At 58.5% G+C, this 3,450-nt stretch carries 2 protein-coding genes; one reads left to right on the top strand and one right to left on the bottom strand.

The features are described from left to right. Nucleotides 1-292 (bottom strand): TatA/E family twin arginine-targeting protein translocase (locus NW856_RS11390; RefSeq protein ID WP_414400351.1); only part of this gene is annotated, 292 nt, incomplete at its 3' end. 228 nt (nucleotides 293-520) lie between these two features. On the opposite strand from NW856_RS11390, the gene secA reads away from it, so the two are divergent. Further along, entirely contained in the window at nucleotides 521-3,394 is a 2,874-nt protein-coding gene (gene secA / locus NW856_RS11385; protein WP_414400350.1) for a preprotein translocase subunit SecA, read from the top strand. The last annotated feature ends 56 nt before the right edge of the window (nucleotides 3,395-3,450 follow it).

Below are 3,450 nucleotides of genomic sequence, written 5' to 3'. Positions count from 1 at the left end.
TCTCTGAGGTGGGTGTATCGGCTGTGGCGACCGACTCGGCTTTGGGCTCAGCCGCGGCTGCTGTTCGGGAAGCCTTGGGAGTGGCAGCAGCCGTTGTCCCGCGGGTGGCTTTTTCCAGCTCTTGGGCCTCTTTGTTCAGTTGCGCCTCGAACTCTCTGGAAGCATCCTGCAGGCTGCGCAGGGTTTTGGCCAGCGTGCGACCAATCTCCGGCAGTTTGCGGGGCCCAAAAACCAAGAGAGCCACCGCAAAGATGACCAACATTTCCGGCAGTCCAACACCCAAAAAATTCATGAGCCTCGGCAGAGTACGGTTTGGTCGGGATCCCTTCGCCTCCCTAGAGTGACATTTTCTTGCCGCGGACTGCAAGTAACTGCCGGCTCTCCTCATCCATTCTGATGGCTTTGGTTGGCTTTGGTGTTCTCCTCTCAGCTCATCTGGGCCCACCTCTCCCTGGCCGGCCAAGTCAAAATGGTAAGATCGCATCATTAATCAATGTTCTTCATTGGCCTAGGCTTGCCCATGCTCCAAACCCTACAAAAGCTCCTTGGGGATCCCAACGATCGGAAGATGCGGCAGTACCGTCCTGTCGTCAAGCTGATCAACTCGCTGGAGATCGAGATCGCCTCTCTTTCGGATGCGGAGCTCAAGGCCAAGACCACGGAGTTTCGCCAGCGCTTAGACAGAGGAGAATCTCTGGATGATCTCTTGCCGGAGGCATTTGCCGTGGTGCGGGAGGCTGCCAAGCGGGTCTTGAACTTGCGCCATTACGACGTACAGCTCATCGGCGGCATGGTGCTGCACGAAGGCCAGATTGCCGAAATGAAAACCGGTGAAGGGAAAACCCTGGTCGCCACCCTGCCCGCCTATCTCAACGGTCTCACCGGGAAAGGGGTTCACATTGTTACCGTCAACGGCTACTTGGCGCGGCGCGACTCGGAGTGGATGGGGCAGGTGCACCGTTTCTTGGGCCTGACGGTCGGTCTAGTGCAAGAGGGCATGTCACCCGAAGAAAAGCGCCGCAGCTACAACTGCGACATTACCTACTGCACCAACAGCGAGCTGGGCTTCGACTACCTGCGGGACAACATGGCCACCGATATCAAAGAGGTGATGCAACGGCCCTTTAACTACTGCATCATCGACGAGGTGGACTCAATCCTTATCGACGAGGCCCGCACTCCCCTGATCATCTCCGGTCAGGTGGCTCGCCCCTCCGAAAAATACCTGCGGGCAGCCCAGGTGGCGCGGGAGCTGATCCGAGATGAACACTATGAGGTGGATGAAAAAGCCCGCAACGTCATCCTTACCGACGAGGGGTTTGAAGCCGCCGAGCGGTTGCTGGGGGTCTCTGACCTGTTTGATCCCAAGGATCCCTGGGCCCACTTTGTCTTTAACGCGGTGAAGGCCAAAGAGCTCTTCATCAAGGATGTCCACTACATCGTCCGCAATCAAGAGGTGGTGATCGTGGACGAGTTCACCGGGCGGGTGCTCCCCGGCCGCCGCTGGTCTGATGGGCTGCACCAGGCGGTGGAGGCCAAAGAGGGGGTGCCGATTCAAAGCGAGAGCCAAACCCTGGCCACCATCACCTACCAAAACCTTTTTCTGCTCTATCCCAAGCTTTCCGGCATGACGGGCACGGCCCGCACCGAGGAGGCCGAGTTCGGCAAAACCTACAACCTGGAAGTTACGGTGATCCCCACCAACCGACCCATCCGCCGCAAAGATGCCCCCGACTTGGTGTACAAGACCGAAAGGGGCAAGTGGCAAGCGGTTGCCGAGGAAATTGCCCACATGCACGCCCAGGGGCGCCCCGTCCTTGTGGGCACCACCAGCGTGGAAAAATCCGAACGCCTCTCGGCCATGCTCAAGGAAATGGGGATCCCTCACAACCTCCTCAACGCCAAGCCAGAAAACGTGGAGCGGGAGGCGGAGATCATTGCCCAGGCGGGGCGAAAAGGCGCTGTAACCATTGCTACCAACATGGCCGGTCGAGGCACGGACATCATCTTGGGAGGCAATGCGGAGTACATGGCCCGCCTCAAGCTGCGGGAACGGCTGATGCCCAAGCTGGCTCAATTGGACGCCGACAACCCCTTGGGATCCGTTCAGATGGTGGGACGGGGGGGTGGCCAGGGATTTGGTGGGACAGCACCCAAGCCGAAAAAATCCTGGACGGTGGTCTCCCCCAATTTTTACCCCTGTGAGCTGTCGGCCCGCACCAGCCAAGCCTTGGACGAAGTGGTGGCGGCAGCGGTGACCAAGTATGGGCTGAACCGTCTGCCAGAGCTGGTGGTGGAGGATCTCATCGCAGTAGCTTCCGAGAAAGCGCCGGTGCAGGATCCGCTAATTTTGCAACTGCGGGAGGTTTACAACAGCATCAAAGCCGAGTACGAAAAAATTACTGAGGCCGAGCACGAAGAGGTGGTGAGGCTGGGGGGCCTGCATGTGATCGGTACGGAGCGCCATGAATCCCGCCGTATCGACAACCAGCTGCGGGGCCGCGCCGGGCGACAAGGGGATCCCGGCTCCTCGCGGTTTTTCCTCAGCTTGGAAGACAACCTGCTCAAGATTTTCGGTGGCGAGCGGGTAGCCAAGCTCATGGACATGTTCCGGGTGGAAGAGGACATGCCCATTGAGCACCCGCTGCTCAGCAGCAGCCTGGAGAATGCGCAGAGAAAAGTGGAAGTGTACTACTTCGACATGCGCAAGCAGGTGTTCGAGTATGACGAGGTGATGAACAACCAGCGGCGGGCCATCTACTCGGAGCGGCGGCGCATTCTGGAAGGGGAGAACCTCAAGACCAAGATCCTTGACTATGTGCGCAAAACCGTCGGCGAGATTGTGCGGGCTCATGTCAACCCGGAGCTGCCCCCGGAAGAGTGGGAAATCGACAAGCTGACGGCCAAGATGCAGGAGTTCGTTCCCCTGCTCAAAGACAACCTCAAGGTTGAGGACTTACGGGATCTCTCCTATCAGGAAATCCTCGACTACCTGATCAAACAGGCGGAGATGGCCTACGAGGCCAAAGAGGCCTTCTTGGATACCTTTGAGCCTGGCCTGATGCGCAAGGCAGAGCGCTTTTTCCTGTTGCAACAGGTGGACACCCTCTGGCGGGAACACCTGCAGCAGATGGAGGCGCTGCGGGAAGCTGTGGGCCTGCGAGGCTACGGTCAGAAGGATCCCCTGATCGAGTACAAGAACGAGGGCTACGAGCTGTTCCTGGAGATGATGGACAACATCCGCCGCAACACGGTGTACAACCTATTCATCTTTACTCCCCAAATTGTGCAAGTGCCCCAGGCGGCGCGACCGGCTCCGGCACCCACTGCAGCTGCCAGCCCTGATCCCAGCTCTGCTTCAGGGGTGATGGAAGCCGATTTCACGGAAGAATAATTGGCGTAGAGAGAAGTCAGCGGGGGAGCATGACTCTAGTCAATGATAAGCTCAAC

It is taken from the genome of Synechococcus sp. R3-13 (assembly GCF_047462195.1).
In the GTDB taxonomy this organism is placed as follows: domain Bacteria; phylum Cyanobacteriota; class Cyanobacteriia; order Thermostichales; family Thermostichaceae; genus Thermostichus.
The sequence above is the reverse complement of the archived record's forward strand: the minus strand, read 5'-3'. Positions and strand labels throughout refer to the sequence as shown.